Source organism: Sphingomonas sp. DBB INV C78, assembly GCF_042693015.1.
Taxonomy (GTDB): Bacteria; Pseudomonadota; Alphaproteobacteria; order Sphingomonadales; family Sphingomonadaceae; genus Sphingomonas_E.
Map to the genome: position 1 here is coordinate 2,611,840 of NZ_CP170544.1, position 21,329 is coordinate 2,633,168.

Sequence of the window (21,329 nt, forward strand, 5' to 3'; positions counted from 1 at the left end):
TTATCCGGGGTCTAACTTTGTTTTTCTTATTTAGTTATTGAGGTAAACTAACTCGTGGCGGGCGGCAATAGGCAGAATCGAATGATGGTCGCGAATGAAGACGTGCAGGTGGCGCCGACACGCGGACGCCCCGCCACCCTGTCGGCCGACGGCATCGTCGATGTCGCGCTGAAGCTGCTCGACGCGCACCCGAAAGACGAACTTTCCATGGCGAAGATCGCGCGCGAGCTCTCGGTCTCGCCGCCCGCGCTCTACCGCTATTTCCCGACCCGCACCTCGCTGCTCAACGCGATGTCCGCCGCGGTGTTCGCCGATTTCCCGGAAATGCCGGCCGACCGGTCGTGGCGCGAACAACTCCTCGCCTGGCAGAATGATGTCGCCGCCGTCTATGAGCGCCATCATGGCGTGATGATGCTGATGGGCTGGGACGATCAGCTCGCGGGGCCATGGCTCAAGGTGCAGATGCCCGTGCTGACGCTCCTCCACAGCATCGGCTTTTCCAGATTGTCACTGGTCGAAACGACGAGCTGGTTTCTCGCCGCCACGGTGGGGCTGATCCGCACCTATCTTGCCGCCGACTCCGACGGCCTCAGCCGATCCGATCTCATCGAATTTTCGGAAGGATTGGGCGGCCTGACAGACGCGCAGCGGATGCTGGTGGAGGAAACCCGCGAATGGATCTCCCGTGGCGATCCCGCCCGCATCCTCAACCTCGGCTTCGAAGCGCTGGTCGATGGCGTGGAGCGCCGGCTCGGCTCGCTCCAGGCGAAAGGGCACATCTGATACAAGTGTCCGCAATTCGCAATCTACTACGCATTTATCGAATTTAACCGCATCAACCCTTCCGTTTGCGTTTAATTTTTCCTATGTCTCTGCCGATAATCAGCGACGTCACAAGGCGCCGCGAAGATGGGATGCACTGGAATCATGGGCTTGATCGAACGCGACGGGGCCGCGGCTGACGGCAATATGCAGGCGATGGTGATCGACAATTTCGGCGGGCCGGAAGCCTTCCGGCTCGGCACGATCGAACGCCCCCGCGCAGCCCCCGGCACCGTCATCGTCCAGGTCGCCTATGCCGGCGTCAATCCCGCCGACTGGAAGGCCCGCGAAGGCTGGCTGTCGCAATATTTCAACTATGTCTTCCCCTTCGTCGTCGGCTTCGACGCGGCCGGCATCGTCGCCGAGGTGGGTGAAGGCGTGACCGGCCTTGCGGTCGGCGATCGCGTCGTCACGGCATCCAACCAGGGCAAGGGCGAGCGCGGTTCCTATGCCGAATATGTCGCCTCGGATCGCGAGCGGGTCGTGCGCCTGCCCGATCATGTCGCACTGATCGACGCCGCCGCCATGCCGACCGCCGCGATCACCGCCTGGGAGGCCGTGTTCGATGTCGGCGGAACCAAGCCCGGCGCGCGCGTGCTGGTGAACGGCGGCGCCGGCGGCACCGGCGGCTATGCCATTCAGCTCGCCAAGATGGCAGGCGCCGAGGTCGCGACCACCTGCGGGCCGGCGAACCTGGATTATGTCCGCTCCCTCGGCGCCGATCTCGCGATCGACTATCGCCAGGGTGGCGTGCGCGAAGCGGTCGCGGCCTGGGCACCGGACGGCGTGGACCTCATCGTCGATACGGTCGGCCAGGGATCTTTGCTCGATTCGATCGAGATGGTCCGCCGCGGAGGCATCGTCGCGCCGATTGCGACCTTGATCGCCAATGAACCATGGCCCGATACCGAGCGCGCGACCGAACTCGGCGTTCAGGTGATCCCCACCATCTCCTCGTTCGAGCGGCAGGAGCGCCAGCTCAACGCGCTCGTCGAAGCCCTCGCCGCAGGCAAGATTCGCGCACCCGAAATCACCATCTTGCCCCTCGCCGAAGCCGGTGAGGCGCAGCGCCGCGTCGCCGCCGGCCATGTCCGCGGCAAGATCGTGCTTGAGGTGAATGCGGGGCTCGGCCGATGAGCGGCGATCCGATCTGGGTCGTCGATGAGGTCGAGACACGCCCCGGCCAGGGCCAGACTTTCCTCGACGCCTATATGACTTATTATGCGCCGGGCGCCGCGGCGCGCGGGATGACGCTCGCGCACCGCATGGTAGAACCCGCCATGTGGCTCGACGATGCGCCCAACCGCATCCTCCTGATCTGGACGGTTCCGCATGTCGGGCTGGTCTGGGGCGCCAAGCATGTCGCGCGCGGCGATATGGATGTGCTGCGCTGGTGGAATGAGGAAGCGCCGAAATTCATCCTGTCGCGCCGTCGCTCGACGATGGCCGCGGCCGACGCGCTGGCGGGGCTGGCGGGGCTGGCCAATGTATAATCTCCTGCTGATCCCGACCTTCGCCGACGCTGCCGCGCGCGATGCGGCTGCCGCTACGATCGCCGAAGCCACCGCCGGCCTGCCCGGCATCCGCGACATCCTGTTCGCGCCCACTTTGCCCGGCGTCTATAATGGCGGCGACTATATCTGGCGCGCGGTCTTCGACAACGAGGCCGCGTGCCAGGCGGCCTTGGCGAGCCCTGCCTGGCAGCCCGCGGCCGCGATCCTCGCCGATCGCGTATTGGTGCCGCAATTGCAGCGTGTCGGCTATGAAGGCGGCCGCTCGGGCGGCTCCTCCAAGGGTTCGGGCCTCTACCGTGTAGCCCTGTTCTGCGCCAACGTCCGCCCGACCCGCGAGCGGCTCGATGCGTTCGGCGCGCAGACCGTGACCATGCCCGTTCATGTGCGGACGATGCTGCGCTGGCAGTTGTCGGAAGCGGAAGGCGCCACCGGCGATCGCCCCTGGACCCATGTGTGGGAACAGGAATATCCCGATCTCGACGGGCTCAATGGCCCTTACATGCTTCACCCCGTCCACTGGGCACATGTCGAACGCTGGTTCGACCCCGAATATACCGAGCATCTCGTTGATCCGGTACTGGTTCACACCTTCTGCGCGATCGACAAGGGGGTCATCCTCAGTTGACCCCGCTTAGGGGTTAACCTCCCCTTCTGTCGGGGTTTATCCCCATGGCGCCGTTCGGGGCCCCGTTTTATCCGTTCTATCAAGGCGTTCCTGCCCTTGGAGGAGCCGCGATGGGGATGAAGCGGAAAGCGATGGCCGGCGCGGCGATGGCCGCGACTGCAGCCGCTTTCCCCGTTCATGCGCAGGAGGCGGAAGGCGGCGACCATGATCTCGCCAAGAAGCTTTCCAACCCGATCTCCAACCTGATCAGCGTGCCCTTGCAGGAGAATATGGATTTCGGCGCGGGGCCGAGCGGCGACGGCTTCAAATCAACTCTGAACGTCCAGCCCGTCGTGCCGATCAGCCTGGGTTCCAAATGGAACCTGATCCTGCGCACCATCCTGCCGATTGCCTATCAGGAGGATATCTCGGCAGACGGTCGCTCCGAATCCGGGCTCGGCGACACGACCCAGAGCTTCTTCTTCTCGCCCAAGCAGCCCGGCCCCAGCGGCATCGTCTGGGGCGTCGGGCCGGCCTTGCTCTATCCGACGGCGACCGATCATCGGCTGGGCGGAGAAAAATGGGGCGCAGGGCCGACCCTGGTCGTGCTCAAGCAGTCGGGCAAGAACACCATTGGCATGCTCGCCAACCATATCTGGTCCTTTGCCGGGGATGATTCGCGGGGCGGTATCAGTTCGACCTTCATCCAGCCCTTCTTCGCCCACAACACGTCCACCGCCACCACCTACTCGATCAACGCCGAGGCCAGCTATGACTGGAAGAGCGAGAAATGGGTGGTGCCGATCAACCTGCTCGTCGCCCAACTCACCAAAGTGGGCAAGCAATCCATGCAGTTTGGCGTCGGTGGCCGCTATTATATTGAAAAACCTACAGGTGGCCCTGATTGGGGCCTGCGTTTCGTCGTCACTTTCCTCTTCCCGCAGAAATGAGAAAGGGTGGCGATGCGCGGTAACCAGAGTTTCGGGCGGGCGGCCCAATATAATCGCCCCGGCGTGGGACGGAAAATCCTTAGGGGTCTTTCCGACGACCTGCTAATCCGGCAAATATATGCGATATTATTCGCGATAGTGGGCGGGACGACACACATAATATCGGATTTCGGGGTTATGATGGCCTCCGCGGCCAGCACGAAAGGTCAACGGTCATGACGTCATGGACCTGCCCTTGCCCGATGCCAGACGCGCCCTCGCCGGCGCGCCGCCTGACTATTTCTCACATCATCGACAGCCGCATTCTTACCGGCGGGATGGCCTGCGCCACCATGTCGCCGACGATTGCCGATTGGCGCATCGGGGAGACCGCGAGATGACCAGAATGATCCACGGGGTATCAGGGGCCGCGTTGATCCTGTGTGCCGGGCTGGCCGCGACACCGGCGCAGGCGCAGGCATTGCAGGATCGCTTCTGGCTCGAAGCATCTGCCTATTGGCCGAATGTCGACACCAAGATCGAGGTTTCCTCCGTTCAGCGACCCGATGTCGGCACCGAGATCGATTTCGAACAGGATCTCGATCTCACCGATCGCAAGACGCTGCCGGCGTTCTTCGCTGGGGCCAGGCTCGGCAGCAATTTTTCGGTCGGTCTCGAATATTATTCGCTCAGCCGTAAGGGAGAGCAGGTTATCGACCGCGACATCACCTTTGATGATGTCACCTATCCCGTCAACGCCAATGTTTCGAGCAAGTTCACCACGGACGTCTATCGACTGACGGTGGGCTATGCCTTTCTCCGCAAGGAGAATTACGAGTTCGGTGCAGCGCTAGGCCTCCACGCCACGGACTTCGAGGTCAAGCTGGAGGGCCAGGGCAGCGTCGGCGGCGCGGCCAGTTCCGTGCAGGCCCGCAAGCGCGACGTGTTGGCGCCCTTGCCCACCATCGGCCTGTTCGGTGCGTGGGAAATCGCGCCCAAGCTCACGATCAACGGCCGGGTCGATTATCTCTCGCTCAAGATCGACGATTATGATGGTCGGCTGATCAATGCGCAGGCGGCCATCAGCTATCGCTTCCACAAGAATATCGGCGCGGGCGTGATGTATCGCTATGTCGATTACCGCGTCGATGTCGACAAGGAGAACTGGCAGGGCCGCGTGTCCTATGAGTTCAGCGGCCCGTCGATCTTCCTCCAGGTTGGGTTCTAGGTCGCCGCCCCTACTCCCCCCGCCACTCGGGCTTGCGCTTCTCGGCAAAGGCGCGCGGGCCTTCCTGCGCGTCGGCGCTGCGATAGGCGCGCTCCCAGACATGGCGAGCGGCGCGAAGCGCGGCGGTGCGACCCATCTCGGTCGCCAGCATAACTGTTTCCTTGCCCGCCATCACCGATAAAGGCGCGCCCTCGATGATCTCTGCGGCCAGCACCAATGCCTCGTCGAGCAGTCGTTCCGGCTCGGCCAGCCGGTTGACCAGCCCGATTTCATAGGCGCGCTGCGCCGTGATCGGCTTTCCGGTCAAGACGATCTCCATCATGATCCGCTGTGGGATCATATGGATCAACGGCGCCGCCCAGGGCGATCCGCGGCCCACCTTCACCTCGGTAATGGCAAAGCGCGCCGCCGTGCTGGCGACGCAGAGATCGCAGGATTGCGCCAGCAGCCAGCCGCCCGCGAAGGCGACGCCATTCACGGCCGCGATCGTCGGCTTCGTCACCTCCACATTGTCGCCAGGCACCGGGAACATGCCGCGCGGCGGCACGGTCAGCTTCAGTTCGGCCATCTCCTTCAGATCGCCGCCTGCGCAAAAGGCCTTGTCACCCGCGGCCGTCAGGATCGCGACGCGCAAACCGCCATCCGCCTCGAACCGTTCCCAGGCCGCGAACAACCCTTCGCGCACCTCGCGCCCCAATACGTTGCGCGCATCGGGCCGGTTGATGGTGATGACGGCGATGCCATCCGGCCGGGCATCGAACAGGACTGCGTCGGTCATGCTTGGCTCCGAATGATCTGGTTCACGCGAAGCCGCGAAGGCGCGAAGCAGGAAATGGTTCGCGCAGAGACGCCGAGGACGCAGAGACTTGGCCTCGTCGCGCCAGCGACTATCCCACTTTCGGAGGCCCAGACCGCGCTTCGGTCAGAGCAGTTCCGGCGCTTCGCGCGCACCCGGACATCTCTGCGCTCTCCGCGCCTCTGCGCGAACCAAAAATCTTCGCGCCTTCGCCGCTTCGCGTGAACCATCAAAACCCCCTGCTCGCGATCTCGAACGCCGCACGGTCCAGTTCCTCGCGGAAATCAGGATGCGCAATCGCGGTCAACCGCCGCGCCCGTTCGGCCAATGTCTGCCCCTTGAGTTCCGCCGCGCCATATTCGGTGACGATCACATCCGCCTCGCTCCGCGCGGTCGTCACCGGTCCAGATAGGGCCGGTACGATCCGGCTCGCCTTGCCGCCCGCCGCTGTCGCCGGCAGCGCGATGATCGATCGCCCCCCTTCGGATCGGCTGCCCGCCCGCACATAATCCACCTGCCCGCCGGTGCCGCCGATATAGGCCGGCCCGGTCTGTTCGGCATTGATCTGCCCCGTCAGGTCGACCTCCACGGCCGAATTGATCGTGACAAGCCGGGGTATCGCTGTCAGCACCGCATCTGCATGGGTCAGCTTCGACGATCGCATCCCCACCGCGGCATTGCGATGCGCAAAGTCATAGAGCCGTCTTGTCCCGATCAAGGCGCCCGTCACCGATACGCCGGCCTCGAACGGCTTTAGCTTATTGGTGACGACGCCCTTTTCGACCAGATCGACCAGGCCATCGCCGATCATCCCCGAATGGACGCCAAGATCGCGCCGGTCATGGATCAATTGGGTGATCGCATCGGGCACCGCGCCGATGCCGATCTGGATCACCGCACCGTCGCCGATATAGGCTGCCGCATGGCGCGCGATCGTCAGATCGCCCTCGCCGATCGCGGCAGGTTTAACCTCGACTGGCGACCGCGACACTTCGATCAGATAGTCGATCCGGTCGCGCGGCAGCAGCGCGTCGCAATGGGTGAAGGGGATCTGGTCGTTGACCTCCGCCACCACCACCCGCGCCTTCGCGACGGCCGCCTGCACATAATCATTGATCAGGCCGTAGCTGTGATTGCCTTGTGCGTCCGCCGGGCTCACCTGCACGAAGGCAATGTCGCAGCCGATCAGTCCCGCCTCGATCATCCCGGCGATCTGGCCGACATGGCAGGGAATGATGCCCAGCGCGCCCGCCTTGGTCAGCGACCGCAGCGATCCGATCGCCCCCATGCTCGAAAGCGCGATATGGTCCGCGATCTCGGGCGTCAGCAGCCCGGAAAAGCTCGATCCTGCGAAGGCCGATACGCCGCCGAGCCCGGCGCGTTGCGCGATCAACGCCTCGATCAGCGTGGCGGGCTCACCGCAGGCCTGGCCCCAGACGATATGGTCGCCCGGCCGCACGAGGCGGCTCAGGTCCAGCGCGTCGGCCCGTAGCGCTTCGGTCATGTAGCCGCCACGCGCGCCAGCACCGCCTTGGCGCGCGTGAGGTGCGGCAGATCGAGCATCTCGCCCTTGTGGCCGATCGTCCCCGCGCCCGGATTGGCGGCGAACAGCTCCACGATCTCGCGGGCCGCGGCAACCTCTGCTTCACTGGGCGTGAAGGCACGATTGATGATGTCCACCTGCGCGGGGTGGATGGCGAGCATGCCCCGGAAACCGGCGCGCCGCACCTCGTTCGCTACGGCTTCCAGCCCCGCCTCGTCCCGGAAATCGCCATGGATCGTCTCGATCGCCGGCACGCTCGCGGCCGCTGCGCCAACGAGGCAGAAGGTGCGCGCGAGCTGATAAGGGAATTCGTAAGCGCCATCCGCATTCCGGTTTGCGATCGCGCCAATGGCGGTGGCGATGTCCTCCGCCCCCCAGGTCATCGCCGCGAGCCTCGGCACGCCTTCATAGCTGCCGGTCGCCAGCATGCCCTGCGGTGTCTCGGTCGCGACAATGATGACGGCGATCGTGCCTGGCGCATCCCCCGCCGCCACTTCCAGCGCGGTCAGATAATGGTCGAGCGTCTCGACATCCGCGCGCCCGCGCGGCTTGGGCAGCATCACACCACCCGGCCGGGCGTCGACGATCGCGGCAAGGTCATGCAGTGCGTGCGGCCCTTGCAGCGGGTTGATCCGCACCCACAGCCGATCCCGTTGATCCTGGTTGGTACGCAGGAATTCCGCCACCGTCGCACGCGCAGCAGGCTTGGCGCTTTCCGCCACCGCATCCTCAAGGTCGATCAGCAGGATGTCGGCCGCTGTGCCGACGCCCTTGGCCAGTTTCTTCTCGCTGTCGCCCGGAATGAAAAGCCAGGACCGCGCGCCCGCCGCCCGTTCAAAAGCCGACATTGTCTCCACCCTTCAAAGCCAAGATATGTCGCGCTTCATCAGGCGTCGCGACCTCCAGGCCAAGCCCTTCGAGAATTTTTCTGACAGTCGTCACCTGCTCGGCATTGGATTGGGCGAGCCTGCCGGAACCGCCCCACAGATTATCCTCCAGCCCGACGCGGACATTGCCGCCCATCGCCGCCGCCATCGCCGCGATCGGCATCTGGCTGCGCCCCGCGCCCAGCACCGACCAGCGATAATTGTCGCCGAACAGCCGGTCGGCGGTGCGCTTCATGTGCATCACATCGTCGGGATGCGGGCCGATGCCGCCCAGTAGGCCGAAGCAGGTCTGGATGAACAAGGGCGCCTTCACCAGCCCTTCGGTGAAGAAGTAATGGAGGTTGTAGAGGTGGCTGGTGTCGTAGCATTCGAATTCGTAGCGCGCGCCGGTCTCGTTCAGCGTCCGCAGCGCAAATTCGATGTCCTTGAACGAGTTGCGGAACACCAGGTCGCGGCTGTTTTCCAGCATCTGCGGTTCCCAGTCATGCTTGAACGCCTTGTATCGCTTCAGCATCGGGAACAGGCCGAAGTTCATCGATCCCATGTTGAGCGACGCGATTTCCGGCTGCCACACCGTTGCCGGTCGCAGCCTTTCCTCGATCGGCATGAAGGGCGATCCGCCCGTCGTCAGGTTCACCACCACGTCCGATCGCTGCTTGATGATGCGCAGGAAGGGCTCGAACGCCTCGGGCGTCTGGTCGGGCCGGCCATCTTCCGGGTTGCGGGCGTGGAGGTGGACGATCGCCGCCCCAGCCTCCGCCGCGGCCAGCGCCGCATCGGCGATTTCCGTCGGCGTTACCGGCAGATGCGGCGACATGGATGGGGTGTGGATCGATCCCGTCACCGCGCAGGTGATGATGACCTTGTTCGCCATGACATCCTCCGAACATATCGCGCAGGCTTGGTCGCCCGAGTATCGCAACGTAAAATGAACAGCATTCACTATTAAGTCCAGCCCGTCCGTTTGGACCGCATCCATTTGGACGTAGCGAACAGGACGGCGCGGCGGCATTTTCGCATCATCAGGATCGAGGATGCGACGGCAATGGCGAAGACATTGAAGGCGGTGGTGATCGGCGCGGGCATGGCGGGGATTCTCGCCGCGATCCGCCTGAAGGAAATGGGCCACGACGTGACGGTCCTGGAAAAGGCCGCCCGCGTCGGCGGCACCTGGCGGGAAAACCGCTATGCCGGCCTGCACTGCGACGTGCCCGCGCACGCCTACACCTATAGCTTCGCGCCCAATGCCGATTGGAGCCGCTACCTCTCGCCCGGCCCGGAAATCCAGCGTTACTTCGAAAAGGTCGCCGACGATTATGGCGTCACCCCCCTCATCCGCTTCGACCAGGAAGTGGCCGAGGCCCGCTGGGACGACGCCACCACCCAGTGGGCAATCGAAACCAAGTCGGGCCTGAAGCTCGACGCCGATCTCGTCATCGCCGCCACCGGCGTGCTCCACCACCCCAAGATGCCCGAGATCGAAGGGCTGGAAAGCTTCACCGGCACGGCCTTCCACAGCGCCCGCTGGCAGGATGGCGTCGATCTCTCCGGCAAGCGCGTCGGTATCATCGGCAACGGATCGACCGGCGTGCAGATCGTCTCCGCGCTGGCCGGTGTCGCGGCAAAGACCGTCCATTTCCAGCGCTCGCCGCAATGGATCATGCCGGTCGACAATCAATATTATTCGGATGAGCAGCGCGCCGCCTTCCGCGCCGATCCGCAACTGATCGACGATATCCGCTACAACCCCGAATATGAGGCGAATGTCCGCCGCTTTTCCCGCGCGATCAACGACATGGAGTCGGAGGAGATCCACCAGATCGAATGGGCGGTGGCGAACCATCTCGAAACCGCCGTCGCCGATCCCGTGCTGCGCGAAAAGCTGCGCCCTAATTATCGCGCGGCCTGCAAGCGGCTGATCTTTTCCTGGGATTATTACGAAAAGGTCCAGCGGCCGGACGTCGATGTGGTGACCGCCGGCATCGAACGGATCGAACCCGCCGGCGTGCGCGATCGCGGCGGCAACCTCCACGAACTCGACGTGCTGATCCTCGCCACCGGCTTCCATGCCGATCGCTTCGTCCGCCCGATCAACCTGATCGGCCGCGGCGGCACCGCGCTCAATGATGTCTGGGCCAAGCGGCCGAGCGCCTATCTGGCGGTCTCGGTGCCCGATTTTCCTAATCTCTTCCTGCTCAACGGCCCCACCGGCCCGGTCGGCAACTTCTCGCTGATCGACATCGCCGAAAAGCAGATGACCTATATCGAGCAGTTGATCGACCGCGTCGCCGCGGGCGAGATCCGTGCGGCAAGCGCCAGCCGCGAAGCCTTCGCCGATTATGAAGAACGGCGAATCGCGGCGGCCAAGGGCACAATCTTCGCGTCCGGCTGCACCAGCTGGTATCTCGACGCCGAAGGCGTGCCGGCCAGCTGGCCCTGGAGCTACGACGCCTTCACCGAGGCAATGGACGCCCCCAAACTTGAGGATTTCGATCTCGCAGCCTGAGCTGCCCGACCCCTCCTTCCTCCCTGCCTCTCCCCTCACGGGGAGGGGCATTTTTTTGCCCCCGGCCCGGCCGGCACATTTCTTTTTAAGCGACTCATTTCCGATTTCACGACCGCTCGCGCGACAGCCGCAAACAGCCTCTCGCGCTTGATCGGCGAATTACGATACACGAGGTCCAATAATAAAGAGCGAGCATTTGCATGTTCGAACCCCGGAGAGTGTTGCGCAAAGCGTTCCGCCATTTTTCCATGATGGCCGTTTTGCGTATATTGGCTGTTTCTGGCACGCTCGCCGCATCCGCGGCAGTGGCTGCCCCCGCCGACGGCGGCTTCCAAGGCGGCGTTAGCGGCGCCCAGACGCCGTGGACCAAGGCCCCGAAGGAGTATCCGCAGGCTCTGCGCTTCGCGGTGATCGGTGACCGCACCGGTCTCGCACGGCCCGGCGTGTTCGAACAAGCCATCGCGCAAGTCGATCTGCTGCAGCCCGAATTCCTGATCAATGTGGGCGATCTGATCGAGGGCTATACCGGCGACGCCGCCGAACTCGCGCGCGAATGGGGCGAGATGGAAAGCGCCATCGGCAAACTCCGCGCGCCCTTTATCTATGTCGCCGGCAATCATGATCTCGGTAATGAGATGATGCTGTCCGCCTGGAAGGCCAAGCGCGGCGAACCCTATTATCAATTCGTCTACAAGAACGTCCTGTTCCTGGTGCTCGATACCGAAGATCCGCCCCGCGATATGCCGGCGGCGATGGGGGCACAGTTCCGCCAGATGGCCGCGGGGATGAAGAAAGATCCGGTCGCAACCGAAAAGGCGCTCGCCCAATATCTCGGCGGCGTGAATGCCGATCGCGCCAAGGGCAACACCACCGATCCCGAAATGGCGGCGCTTTCGCTCGCCCGCTTCAGCCAGAAACAGGTCGATTTCGCGCTCAAGACGCTCGCCGATCACAGCCAGGTCCGCTGGACCTTCGTGCTGATGCACAAGCCCGCCTGGAAGCTCGATTCCGCGGAATTCGCGAAGATCGAACAGGCGCTGCAGGGCCGCCCCTACACCGTCATCGCCGGCCACAATCATTATTACGCGCACGAACTGCGCAACGGCCGCGATTATATCAGCATGGGCACCGCCGGCGCGATCTCGCATCAGCACGGCCCGGGCGAAATGGATCACATCGCCTGGGTGACGCTCCGTGACAAGGAGCCCGACGTCGCCCTCATCAAGCTCAACGGCCTGCTCGATCGCACGGGCCAGAGCGGCCAGACGCTCGCGCGCTGACCGAACCTCGCAACCAGAACACGTCGCATCCGAACATCACAACAAGCCGGAAGAACCGGCGTCCATCAATTGGCTTCAGGAGAGGATCACATATGAAATTTACCTATCTGGCGGCTGTATCCGCGCTCGCGCTTACCGCGGCGCCCGCTCATGCCCAGGACGCCGCCGACCAAGGGGCGACCGACGCCGCCGGCGGCCTGGAAGACATCGTCGTCACCGCGCAGCGCCGCGAGGAAAATCTTCAGAACGTCCCCGTCGCCGTCACCGCACTGGGATCGGAAGCACTGGACAATGCCCGCGTCGTCAACGTCCAGAATTTGAGCGGCTATGCGCCCAGCCTTCAGATCACGACGCAGGGTATCGCCTCGATCCCGACCGTGCAGGTGCGCGGCATCACCTCGGGCACGTCGAACAACGCGGTCGATCCCAAGGTCGGCATCTATCTCGATGGCGTCTATATCGGCCGCTCGGTCGGCGCGATCTTCGACCTCGCCGATCTGGCCCGCGTCGAAGTGCTGCGCGGTCCGCAGGGCACGCTGTTCGGCCGCAACTCGACCGGCGGCGCGATCAGCCTCATCTCGGCCGCGCCCAGCGGCGAGTTCGGCGTCCGTCAGCAGATTTCTTATGGCAATTATGATGCGTTCCGCGCGCGCACCGTGCTCGATCTGCCCGCACTCGGACCGCTCAGCGTCAAGATCTCCTACCTGCATGATCAGTTCGACGGCGACACCGACAATCTGATCGGCGGCAAGACGATCGACCTGCGCTTGCGCCGGCCGGAATTCGGCGTGCTGAAATATGCCAACAAGCTCGGCTACAAGAATGTCGACGCCGTCCAGGTCGCCGCGCGGCTCCAGGCTTCCGATGATCTGACGATCGACTATCGCTTCGATTATACCGACAGCAAGACGACCGGCCGCGCCGTGCAGTTGCTCGGCCCGACGGGCGACGCGACCGGCGCGCTTGCTGGTGCGATCCTCGCCTTCCAGCCCGCTTTTGGTGGCATCACCAACCTTGGCAGCAAGCGGCTCGACGCCGTCGCCAACGCGACCAGCGTCGAACCACTCACCGTCGAAGGCCATAACGTCACCGTGGAATGGGGTGTCAGCGACATCCTGACGGTCAAGAGCATCACCGCCTATCGCAAGTTCCACCAGAAGCCGAACATCTACGATCTCGGTTCGTCGGGTGGCCTGAAGTTCACGGCGGCGCAGTTGGGCAACCTTCTCGCCGGCAATATCGCGGGCATCTTCGATCCCGCCAACGCCCCCGGACCGAACGACAGCTTCTTCACGCTGATGACGGCGCGTGAGACCAAGCAGAAGCAGTTCAGCCAGGAAGCCCAGTTCATCTTCAACTGGGATAGCTTCGATCTCACCTCCGGCGTCTTCTACTTCCACGAAAATTCGCCGGCGACCGACGTGCTCGGCATCTTCCAGCCGATCGCCAACGGCGTCGTCATTCCCACGCCGTTCGACAATGTCTTCGGCAGCGGCGTCACCGAAACGCGCGCGGTCAACGACTCCATGGCGGGCTATGGCCAGCTCACCTGGCACGCCAACGACAAGCTCGATTTCGCGCTGGGCCTTCGTTACACGATCGACGATCGCGCGACCGACTTGATCAGCGTCACCGAAGCATCGCAAGGCGGCGGTCTTGAACCCGGTCGAACCTACAAGACCAGCTATGAGAAGCTGAACTACACGGGCATCATCACCTACAAGCCCAATGACGACATCACCACCTATGCGAAGATCGCCAGCGGCTATGTCGCCGGCGGCATTCTCGGCGCCCAGCCTTACGGGCCGGAATCGCTGGTCTCCTACGAACTCGGCCTGAAGTCGCAGCTGTTCGACAACCGCCTGCGCGCCAATTTCGCGGCTTATTATTCGGACTATAAGGATCTCCAGATCCAGACCTTCGTCGGCGGCGTGCAGCGCTTCGAAAATGCCGGCAAGGCTCGCATCTGGGGCCTTGAAGGCGAATTCCAGGCGGTGCCGGTCGATGGCCTGACGATCGACGCGAACTTCAGCTACACCAACGTCAAGTATCAGGAATATCTCCAGAACGGCGCGGACGTTTCCGACATAATCAACGTCATCTACACACCGAAATGGACGGCACGTTTCGGCGGCCAGTATGATTTCTACGAACTGCCCAGCGGCGGCAATTTTTACGTCAACATCGACAACCGCTACCGCTCGGGTACGCCGCTCACGGCCTTCCCGACCGGCAATGATGCCGTCGATGAGCTGGCTTATTCGAAGAAGTTCATCCTGACCGACGCCCGCATCGGCATCGCCAACCTGCCGATCGGCGGCACCGAGATCGGTATCTCGGCCTGGGGCAAGAACCTGTTCGACGTCGATCGCGCCACCTTCGGCCCGACCGTCATCAACCAGGTGATCGTCCCCGATATGGGCCGCACCTACGGCATCGATCTTCAGGTGAAGTTCTAATCCGTCCAGGGCCGGCGCACTTTCAGCGTGCGCCGGCCTGAACTTTCAGATCAGTTGATCCGGTGTCTGCCAACCGAGATGCTGCCCGGAATCTACCGCGATAACCTGCCCCGTCACCGACGGAGCGGTCGCCAAGAACAGCACCGCATCGGCAATCTCTTCGGGAGGGCTCGATCGGCCCAGCAGCGTGCCGGCAACCTCCCGTTCGAACTCGTCGCCCTGCTGATGGCAATTTGCCAGCACGGGGCCGGGCGCGACCGCATTGACGCGGATCGCGGGAGCCAGCGCCTGCGCCATCATCTGCGTTGCCGTCGACAGCGCCGATTTGGTGAGCGCATAGGAAAAATAGGTAGGATTGGGACGCAGCACCCTTTGGTCCAGCAGATTGACGATCGCGGCGCCCGCCTCGGCCTGCGCGGCAAAGGCTTCGGCCAGCACGATCGGCGCCCGCAGGTTGACAGCGAAATGATGATCCCATTGCCCCCGGTCGAGCCCACCGAACCGATCATCGTCGAAGGCCGATGCGTTGTTGACCAGCAAGCTCAATCGGCCGAGCGTCTCCGTCGCAGCGGGAATGATGCTGCGCACGGCGGCCTCGTCCGAAAGTTCGGCCGGCAGCACCACGGTCCAGACGCCCAGCGCCTCCGCTTCTTGCGCGACCGCCCTCGCCTCGTCCACGGCATGCCCGCAATGTATCGCGACGTCCCAGCCCGCTGTGGCGAGCTTGAGCACGATGGCGCGGCCTATGCGCCGCCCTGCGCCTGTAACGAGCGCCGCGGGGCGAGATGGCATCGGGGGCAAGGCATTCTCCATGTCTGGTCTGTTAGGCCAAAGGAGCCGCAACGGGCAATTCGCCGGATGACGAATAACGATACCCCGTGCATAGGATCGCGACGATGATGCTCAAGGATCTTGGATGACGGCCTCTCCACCGCCCGCGCCGCCCCGCGGACGTGGCCGTCCGCGCAAGCCGGAGACGGACGCGACGATCGTGGCGGCCGGCCGGCGGCTGCTCCGGGAGGGCGGGATCGAAGCGCTGACCTTCGACGCGATCGCGCAGGTGACCGGCGTCACCCGCGCCACCATCTATCGGCGCTGGCCCACGAAGGCGCATCTGCTCAGCAGCATCGCCAATGAGAGCGAGGACGTGCATTTCATCGACGTCACCGCACGCGAAGGCATTGCCGGCGAAGTCCGCGCACTCGTCGCGCAGGTCTATCATCGTTACCAGTTGGCCGACATCAGCGCCGCGAGCCTCGGCCTCTTCGCCGCCATCCAGCGCGATCCCGCGCTCCGCCGCGAATTGCAGCATCCCATCGAATCCGCCGCGCGGCGCGACATGAAGCGCATCGTCGACGAAGGCAAGGCAAAGGGCATGATCCGCGCCGATGTCGATCCAGACGCCTTCTACGACGTCACGATCGGTGCCGTGCTGTCCCGCCTGCTGATCGGCTCGACCCCCGCCACAGATGCCCTGATCGACGATATCACCCGCATCGTCCTCCACGGCATCGTCGCCACCGACTGAAAGGATATTTCCAACATTGGCGGAACCGGATCGGCCCCCGCTTGTTGTTGGATTGCACTCAGATCGCATGATTGAGTGTAAACGAGTGTCTCTACCAAGACCTCAGGGAGCCCCGCCGCCGATCGCGACGGGGCTTTCCGGTTTCTGGGTTTCAGCCCCATCGAACCTTCTCGAAACACAGGCGTTAGTCCCGATATCAGTATCGTAGGATGAGGTTTGTCATGCCCCGGAATATGGTTGTAGCGTTGCTTCTGATTGGTTCGGTCAGTGCCTGTACCACCAGCGATCCCACCCTGCGCGGGGCTGGCCGCGGCGCGGCGATCGGCGGCGCCGGTGGTGCCGTGGCCGGCGCCGTGATCCCCGGCCTCAGCGTCGGCGAGGGTGCTGCCGTCGGCGCGGTGGGCGGTGCCGCGATCGGTGCCATCACAGCCGACAAGGATCGCAGCTATCATCGCGATCGTGACGGCAACCGCTATTATGTCGATAATCGCGGTCGCCGAGTCTATGTGAGGGACTGAAGATGACGGAGCCAGCGGACACGCCGCCGGAAGATAGCGACCATCGCCTGATCCTCTCGAACCGCGTGCTGGACACCCAAGTGTTCAGCACGACCGGTGAAAAGATCGGCCATGTCTATGACCTTTCGATCGAGCGCGTCAGCGGTCGAGTGATCTACGTGGTGATGTCGTTCGGCGGCTTTCTGGGGATCGGGGAAAAATTCCACCCCATTCCCTGGTCTCTACTCGATTATGATCCCGAACGCGGCGGATATGTGGTTCCGCTCGATCGCGCGACGCTACTGGCCGCCCCGCATTACGATCGGTACGAACTCGCCGAACTCGGCGGCCCCAGCCACATCAATTATGGCGAGCAGATTTTCGGCTATTACGGGCCTTATGGATCGGTACCCTATTGGTGATCTAACCGAGCGCGCTTGACTCCCACCGGAACACTCCCTGAGGAGCCGCCTCTGTTTGCTCGTCCGCGCGAAGCAATTGCGCCTTAATCGCAAACTCCCGTGCCAGTTGTCGGTGGGCCGCGGCCGCCTCCGGGCAAGTGGCGCGCTCGGACGCATTCAACTCCTCCAATGCGCGCAGGTCGCAGAATTCGGCAGTCATTCCGGCCACACCAAAGCCCTCCGTCGCGAGGCCCCTGTGCAGCCATAGTAGGCAACCACAGATCTATTGAAAGGCGCCTGCGGCGAACCGAAGTCGAACCGACAAGCGCTTCACCTGCAAGGAGGTAGTCGTTTCGGACACGACGGCGAACGACTGCGACTCGGCGCCTACTCCGTGGGCAATTGCCGAAAGCCATCCAACGGCTCCGCGGCGACATCTACTTCCTCAATGTTTTCGACGCGGGCAGCCGCGGGCCCCCTCCGGCACAGTTCGACAAAGCGCGCCACCACTTCCACTTCGCCCGCCACCAGCGCCTCAACACTGCCGTCGCGGCGATTGCGAACCCAGCCGCTCAGACCCAGCGAGCGCGCCGTCTCTACAGACCAACCGCGATAATAGACGCCCTGAACGCGCCCCCGGATTCTGAGCTTGCGATAGATCATCGCCGCCTCCTGCGGGCAGGTTCAGTCCATCCGTCGCGCGGTGATGATGCGCACCGGCACGAGCAGGATCTGCCCCTTCATGGCGCCCTCCCCCTCGGTCGGCGACGTCGGCGCATCAAGGATGCGGTGGACGAGATCCATCCCCTGCACGACATGCCCGAACACCGCGAAACCGAGATTGTCGCCCGGCTGATCGGGTGTCGCATCCATCGACGGGATCGATCCGATCGTGATGAAGAAGTCCCCCGCGGCCGAACCGGGCGCAGCGCGCGCCATCGAGATCGCACCCTCGTCATGGGTCAGATGCGTCTGCGTCGTCGGCTCGTGCGCGATCGGCGGCAACACCTTCGACGGGTTGTTACGCACGCCCCCCTGGATAAGCCCGAAGCCGGGTGCCACCTTGGCCGAGCGGTAGAAGTTGGCGCCATCCCACCGCTTCTGATCGACATATCGCAGGAAATTGGCGGTCGTGATCGGCGCCCGCTCCTTCTCCAGTTCCAATATGATCAGCCCTTCGCTGGTTTGCAGGCTGACCTTCACCGTGGCTGGTTTCGGCGCGGGAGCCTCACTCGCTGGTGCCGGCGGTGGCGGCGCTTCGGACTGCGCCGAAGCCGGGGCGACGACGATCAGGACCGCAAGCGAGACAAGCGAAAGGGGTGCGAATCGATTCAACATGGCGCCAACCTATCGTCCGCCACCGGCACCGACCACGCGTTCTTCGCCATCGGAAGCGACATACAAAATGTTGGCCGTGTGACTCACATCACCGCCAGCCGCACCCTGCGCTGCTAGAGCCACCCTGCGACCCAAGGAAGTGCTGGGGGGCCTTCCTTACTGACGGCGGTAGCCCCAAGCTGCCGCCGTCTATTTTTGCCCGCGACAGGCGTCGCAACGGCCCCCGAAGGGTCGTCTCACTCTTTTCGAAACTGAGAGAAAAATGGTGCTGCCGGCGAGGATTGAACTCGCGACCTCAGCCTTACCAAGGATGCGCTCTACCACTGAGCTACGGCAGCACGACGGTCGGAACCGCGTTAGAGGCGCGCCTATGGAGAATGCGCGAACCCGCGTCAAGGCTTGCCGACACGGAACTTCGCCTCCAGAGGAAAAAGATGTCCAAGGATAATCCCGAACGCGCGCAACGGCTGGCGGAGGCGCTGCGCGCCAACCTGCGCCGTCGCAAGGCGCAGGAACGCGAACGCGACGACCGCAAGGTCGACGCGCCGGTTGAAGACAAGACGGATTAAGTGCGTCCGATCAGGCCTTGGTCTTCAACGCCGCCTCGATCGCGGAGGTGACCTTAGGGTCGGTCGGCGGGGTGCGCGTGCCAAAGGCCGCGATCAGCCTGCCGTCCCGGCCGATCAGATATTTGTGGAAATTCCACTTCGGCGTATTCTGCGCGCCCAGCTTGGTGGCTGCCCAACGATAGATCGGCAGCGCCGACGGCCCCACAACATCGGATTTTTCCGCAAGCGGGAACTTCACCGCCTTCGATTTGCAGAAAGCGGCAATCTCGCCATTCGAGCCATATTCCTGGCCCTTAAAGTTGCCCGAAGGCACACCCAGCACCGTGAAGCCCTGCTTGGCATAGGTGTCCTGCACCTTCTGCAGGCCTTCATATTGGGGGGTGAAGCCGCACATGCTGGCGGTGTTGACCAGCAACACCACCTCGCCCTTGAACTTCGACATTGGCATCGGCGCGCCGTCGATCGCGGTCAGCTTGAAATCCCAGGCGACGCGTTTGGCTGCCTCGTTGGTCGCCATCGGCGGCGTATCGGGAACGCTGGGAAACTGGGCATAAACCACCGCCCCCATCGCACTTACGGTGATCGCCGCGGCGGCGCCCAGGGTCCACTTGTTTCGCATAATCGTCCGTCCCTCGATCACAGGGGCCGCGTGACGCTGTCGAGCCACGCCTTTGCCTCGCCTTCGAGTTGCGGGCCGATACGTTCGCGAACCGCGGCATGATAGCCGTCGATCCAGGCGCGTTCCGCGGGCGAAAGCACGCCCACGTCGATCAGCTCGCGGTCGATGGGAGCGAAGGTGAGCGTCTCGAAGCCCAGCATCTCGCGTTCCGCGCCCGCTATTTCACGCGCCTCTACAAGAACAAGATTCTCGATACGGATGCCATATTCGCCGGACTTGTAATAGCCCGGTTCGTTGGACAGGAACATTCCGGCCTGCAGCGGCTCGTCACCGCCGCCGAAGGTCGCGATCCGCTGCGGCCCTTCATGAACCGAAAGATAGCTGCCGACGCCGTGGCCGGTGCCGTGGGCGTAATCGACGCCAGCTTCCCACAGGAACTGGCGGGCGAGGACATCGAGCTGGCCGCCCCGTGTTCCCACCGGGAAGACGGCACGGGCAAGCGCGACATGGCCGCGCAGCACGCGGGTGAAGCGATCCTTCATTTCCGCAGTCGGCATGCCGACGGCGACCGTGCGGGTCACGTCGGTCGTCCCGTCCTCATACTGTCCGCCCGAATCGACCAGGAAGAGCGAGTTGAGTTCGATCGTGCGATTGGTTTGCTCGGTCACGCGATAATGGACCACCGCGCCGTTGGGGCCGGCACCCGAGATCGTGTCGAACGAAAGATCGCGAAGCAGGCCAGTGCCGCGGCGGAACTCTTCCAGCTTGTCGGATGCGGCAAGCTCGGTCAGCCCGCCCTTGGGCGCTTCAACCGAGAGCCAATGCAGGAAGCGCACCAGCGCCGCACCGTCGCGAAGCTGAGCGGAACGGTGTCCGCTGACCTCGGCTTCATTCTTCACTGCCTTGGCGAGGACCGTCGGATCGCGCGCCTCCACCACTTTCGCACCAGCCGTGTCGAGCGTTTCGAAGATCGCGGCGACAGCACGTTCCGGATCGACTGCAACGGTCTTGCCGCCGAGTTCGGACAGGAAGCCGGCAAAGGCATTGCGCGGGTGACGGCGGACGGCGTTCCCAAGATGCTTGGCGACATCATCGCCGAGCTTTTCTGGGGCCACGAACAGGTCGGCGGTGCCGTCTGACTGGACTATGGCATAAGCCAGTGCAACCGGCGTGCGCTCGACATCCTCGCCGCGAACATTGAGCAGCCAGGCAAGCGAATCGAGCGCCGAGACGACGACGGCATCGGCCTTTCTTGCGGCAAGCCAATCCGCAACATCCTGCCGCTTGGCCGCTGAAGACTTACCAGCCACCGTGTCCGCGTGAACGATCAGCCGCGCCTTGGAGGGATCCGGGCGGTCCGGCCACACGGCATCGACCGGATTGGTATCGACGGCCACCAGCTCGGCGCCCTTTTCGGCGAGCGCGGCGCGTGCCGCCTTCACCCAACCGCGGGTGTGAAGCCAGGGATCATAGCCGATCCGTCCACCCTGTGGCGCATGCTCCTTCAGCCATTCGGCGATGCTGGTCTGCGGGACCGACTGGTAGCTCCAGTGCGCCCCGTCGACCTGCTCGCGCACCTGGAGCGTATAGCGCCCGTCCACGAATATCGCGGCTTCGGCCGGCAGGACGACTGCCGATCCGGCAGAACCCTGGAAACCCGTCAGCCATGCGAGCCGCTGAGCATAAGCGCCCACATATTCGCTCATATGCTCATCGGTCAGCGGAACCACGAACCCGTCCAGCTTCCGCTTCGCCAGCTCCTCACGGAGCGCCTTCAATCTATCTTCGTAGGTGGACATCAACACCGGG

The 21,329-nt window shown here is 63.7% G+C and carries 22 protein-coding genes and 1 tRNA gene; 13 read left to right on the forward strand and 10 right to left on the reverse strand.

What is annotated here, in order from left to right; translation table 11 throughout:
• Nucleotides 1–81 precede the first annotated feature (81 nt).
• The 6 genes from ACFB49_RS12325 (at nt 82) to ACFB49_RS12350 (ending at nt 5,097) form a co-directional block, all read left to right on the forward strand.
• Nucleotides 82–783: a TetR/AcrR family transcriptional regulator gene (locus ACFB49_RS12325; RefSeq protein ID WP_380871399.1), complete on the forward strand. Its 702-nt coding sequence runs from the start codon at nt 82–84 to the stop codon at nt 781–783.
• A gap of 144 nt (nt 784–927) precedes the next feature.
• Complete coding sequence (locus tag ACFB49_RS12330) at nt 928–1,959, forward strand: NADP-dependent oxidoreductase (protein ID WP_380871401.1); 1,032 nt, start codon at nt 928–930, stop codon at nt 1,957–1,959.
• Complete coding sequence (locus ACFB49_RS12335; protein WP_380871403.1) at nt 1,956–2,315, forward strand: hypothetical protein; 360 nt, start codon at nt 1,956–1,958, stop codon at nt 2,313–2,315. The genes ACFB49_RS12330 and ACFB49_RS12335 overlap by 4 nt, the downstream gene beginning before the upstream one ends.
• Entirely contained in the window at nt 2,308–2,961 is a 654-nt protein-coding gene (locus ACFB49_RS12340; protein WP_380871405.1) for a Dabb family protein, read from the forward strand. Before ACFB49_RS12335 ends, ACFB49_RS12340 begins: the two co-directional genes overlap by 8 nt.
• A 116-nt stretch (nt 2,962–3,077) precedes the next feature.
• Nucleotides 3,078–3,890 (forward strand): hypothetical protein, encoded by an 813-nt coding sequence (locus ACFB49_RS12345; protein WP_380871407.1) that lies wholly within the window; start codon nt 3,078–3,080, stop codon nt 3,888–3,890.
• 376 nt (nt 3,891–4,266) lie between these two features.
• Complete coding sequence (locus ACFB49_RS12350) at nt 4,267–5,097, forward strand: outer membrane beta-barrel protein (RefSeq protein WP_380871409.1); 831 nt, start codon at nt 4,267–4,269, stop codon at nt 5,095–5,097.
• A gap of 10 nt (nt 5,098–5,107) precedes the next feature.
• Here ACFB49_RS12350 and ACFB49_RS12355 read toward each other — a convergent pair whose 3' ends face one another.
• From ACFB49_RS12355 to ACFB49_RS12370, 4 genes are all read right to left on the reverse strand, one after another.
• Nucleotides 5,108–5,875: an enoyl-CoA hydratase/isomerase family protein gene (locus ACFB49_RS12355; protein WP_380871412.1), complete on the reverse strand. Its 768-nt coding sequence runs from the start codon at nt 5,873–5,875 to the stop codon at nt 5,108–5,110.
• Nucleotides 5,876–6,122: 247 nt separating this feature from the next.
• Nucleotides 6,123–7,397 (reverse strand): acetyl-CoA hydrolase/transferase family protein, encoded by a 1,275-nt coding sequence (locus ACFB49_RS12360; RefSeq protein WP_380871414.1) that lies wholly within the window; start codon nt 7,395–7,397, stop codon nt 6,123–6,125.
• Nucleotides 7,394–8,284, reverse strand: coding sequence for an HpcH/HpaI aldolase/citrate lyase family protein (locus ACFB49_RS12365; protein ID WP_380871415.1), 891 nt, complete (start codon nt 8,282–8,284; stop codon nt 7,394–7,396). The genes ACFB49_RS12360 and ACFB49_RS12365 overlap by 4 nt, the downstream gene beginning before the upstream one ends.
• Nucleotides 8,271–9,197, reverse strand: a complete 927-nt coding sequence (locus ACFB49_RS12370; RefSeq protein ID WP_380871417.1) for a 3-keto-5-aminohexanoate cleavage protein — start codon at nt 9,195–9,197, stop codon at nt 8,271–8,273. The genes ACFB49_RS12365 and ACFB49_RS12370 overlap by 14 nt, the downstream gene beginning before the upstream one ends.
• A 171-nt stretch (nt 9,198–9,368) precedes the next feature.
• Between ACFB49_RS12370 and ACFB49_RS12375 the strand changes: the two genes are divergently transcribed.
• The 3 genes from ACFB49_RS12375 (at nt 9,369) to ACFB49_RS12385 (ending at nt 14,568) form a co-directional block, all read left to right on the forward strand.
• Complete coding sequence (locus tag ACFB49_RS12375; protein WP_380871419.1) at nt 9,369–10,829, forward strand: flavin-containing monooxygenase; 1,461 nt, start codon at nt 9,369–9,371, stop codon at nt 10,827–10,829.
• A gap of 251 nt (nt 10,830–11,080) precedes the next feature.
• Nucleotides 11,081–12,109, forward strand: a complete 1,029-nt coding sequence (locus ACFB49_RS12380; RefSeq protein ID WP_380879952.1) for a metallophosphoesterase family protein — start codon at nt 11,081–11,083, stop codon at nt 12,107–12,109.
• A gap of 92 nt (nt 12,110–12,201) precedes the next feature.
• Nucleotides 12,202–14,568 (forward strand): TonB-dependent receptor, encoded by a 2,367-nt coding sequence (locus ACFB49_RS12385; protein ID WP_380871421.1) that lies wholly within the window; start codon nt 12,202–12,204, stop codon nt 14,566–14,568.
• A gap of 45 nt (nt 14,569–14,613) precedes the next feature.
• Here ACFB49_RS12385 and ACFB49_RS12390 read toward each other — a convergent pair whose 3' ends face one another.
• A complete protein-coding gene (locus tag ACFB49_RS12390; protein WP_380871423.1) occupies nt 14,614–15,360 on the reverse strand; it encodes an SDR family oxidoreductase in 747 nt (248 codons plus the stop codon).
• Nucleotides 15,361–15,484: 124 nt separating this feature from the next.
• On the opposite strand from ACFB49_RS12390, the gene ACFB49_RS12395 reads away from it, so the two are divergent.
• The 3 genes from ACFB49_RS12395 to ACFB49_RS12405 all read left to right on the forward strand — a co-directional run bounded on the left by ACFB49_RS12395 (nt 15,485) and on the right by ACFB49_RS12405 (nt 17,015).
• Complete coding sequence (locus tag ACFB49_RS12395; RefSeq protein WP_380871425.1) at nt 15,485–16,096, forward strand: TetR/AcrR family transcriptional regulator; 612 nt, start codon at nt 15,485–15,487, stop codon at nt 16,094–16,096.
• 221 nt (nt 16,097–16,317) lie between these two features.
• Entirely contained in the window at nt 16,318–16,614 is a 297-nt protein-coding gene (locus ACFB49_RS12400) for a hypothetical protein (RefSeq protein WP_380871427.1), read from the forward strand.
• A gap of 2 nt (nt 16,615–16,616) precedes the next feature.
• A complete protein-coding gene (locus tag ACFB49_RS12405) occupies nt 16,617–17,015 on the forward strand; it encodes a PRC-barrel domain-containing protein (protein ID WP_380871429.1) in 399 nt (132 codons plus the stop codon).
• A 366-nt stretch (nt 17,016–17,381) separates the two neighbouring features.
• Here ACFB49_RS12405 and ACFB49_RS12410 read toward each other — a convergent pair whose 3' ends face one another.
• The 3 genes from ACFB49_RS12410 to ACFB49_RS12420 form a co-directional block, all read right to left on the reverse strand.
• Complete coding sequence (locus ACFB49_RS12410; protein WP_380871431.1) at nt 17,382–17,657, reverse strand: acylphosphatase; 276 nt, start codon at nt 17,655–17,657, stop codon at nt 17,382–17,384.
• A gap of 21 nt (nt 17,658–17,678) precedes the next feature.
• Complete coding sequence (locus ACFB49_RS12415) at nt 17,679–18,332, reverse strand: peptidylprolyl isomerase (RefSeq protein WP_380871433.1); 654 nt, start codon at nt 18,330–18,332, stop codon at nt 17,679–17,681.
• 263 nt (nt 18,333–18,595) lie between these two features.
• Nucleotides 18,596–18,670, reverse strand: a tRNA-Thr gene (locus ACFB49_RS12420).
• A 96-nt stretch (nt 18,671–18,766) separates the two neighbouring features.
• On the opposite strand from ACFB49_RS12420, the gene ACFB49_RS12425 reads away from it, so the two are divergent.
• On the forward strand, nt 18,767–18,901 hold the full coding sequence (locus ACFB49_RS12425) for a hypothetical protein (RefSeq protein WP_380871435.1): 135 nt from the start codon (nt 18,767–18,769) through the stop codon (nt 18,899–18,901).
• Nucleotides 18,902–18,911: 10 nt separating this feature from the next.
• On the opposite strand, the gene ACFB49_RS12430 is transcribed toward ACFB49_RS12425, so the two are convergent.
• Both ACFB49_RS12430 and ACFB49_RS12435 read right to left on the reverse strand, forming a co-directional pair.
• On the reverse strand, nt 18,912–19,520 hold the full coding sequence (locus ACFB49_RS12430) for a glutathione peroxidase (RefSeq protein ID WP_380871438.1): 609 nt from the start codon (nt 19,518–19,520) through the stop codon (nt 18,912–18,914).
• A 17-nt stretch (nt 19,521–19,537) separates the two neighbouring features.
• Entirely contained in the window at nt 19,538–21,319 is a 1,782-nt protein-coding gene (locus ACFB49_RS12435; protein ID WP_380871440.1) for an aminopeptidase P family protein, read from the reverse strand.
• Between the last annotated feature and the right edge of the window lie 10 nt (nt 21,320–21,329).